We start from the raw sequence: 1,044 nt of genomic DNA on the forward strand, positions 1-1,044 counted from the left end.
AGAAGTCGCGCTGAACGCGGACGCGGATCTGGGAGACGCCGTCCGAGGTCGTGGTGCGGACGAGGCCACCGGCGTTGATCGCGGCGACGCGCGAGTAGGCGGTCGGATCCTTGTCGATGTCGATGACGCGGCCGTTCTTCACGCCGACCTGCGTGTAGAAGCCTTCGAGGCCGATATCCAGATCCTTGACGGGCGACCAGATCACGTTCGCGCCAGCGACGAACTGGTAGGTGTCGCGGAGCGCCTGGCTGAGGTTGTAGAACCGGGTGCCGGGCGCGCCGATACCGTTGCTGCCGAACGAGTTCGCCGGGTTGACGATGTTGAAGAGTTGGCCCTGGGCCAGCCGCGAGCCGCTGGCGAAGTTCTGCTCGCCGTAGGAGCCGAAGAAGGCCGAGCGCCACTCCGGCGACCAGTAGTGCAGGTAAGCCGCCGACACCGTGACGTTGTCGTTCTTCTGAATCTGGCCCGTGAACGGGTTGATCTGCGCGTCGTTGAAGTACTGCGAGAACTTCTGGCCCTGAATGGTCGCGGCCGTCTGAGCGTAGGTTCCCGAGTACGAGGAGTAGCCCGAGTAGATCTGCGCACCGTTCGCGTAGGCGGCCTGGACGTACAGCGCGTCGCCCGGAGCGATGAACGGCGCGTTGACCTTGATGCCGCCCTGCACGGCGAAGCCGTAGGCCGTGTTGGCGTGCGGGATGCTCACGTTCGAGCCGCCCGTGGTCGCCGTTGCGGCGGTGCCGAGGCCGCCACCCGGGATGAAGCCGAGGGTGTTCTGGATGTCGTTGACGCTCAGCACGTGGACGGCAGCCGAGAACTGAGCCGAACACCAGGCCTCACCGAGGCGGAGCACGCGGCCGCCGTCGGGAATCGCGCCCTTCTCGATTCCGTCGACGAAGTTGAAGCGCGACGAGGCGCCGGAGGCGTTGAACCCGGCGTCCACTGGGAACGGCGAGTTGCTGCGGCCGATGTTCTTCATGGCCGTGTTTCCCGTCACATTTGCGGCTTCGACGATCGGGGACAGCAGGCGTGTTCGGCGGAACACTT

At 65.7% G+C, this 1,044-nt stretch carries 1 protein-coding gene; it reads right to left on the reverse strand.

Annotation, left to right across the window (positions count from 1 at the left end):
- The coding region (locus MKK82_RS24355; RefSeq protein ID WP_243987126.1) for a porin at positions 1-1,044 on the reverse strand (1,044 nt) is incomplete at both ends.

This window comes from Methylobacterium sp. E-046, assembly GCF_022829625.1.
Classification (GTDB): domain Bacteria; phylum Pseudomonadota; class Alphaproteobacteria; order Rhizobiales; family Beijerinckiaceae; genus Methylobacterium; species Methylobacterium longum.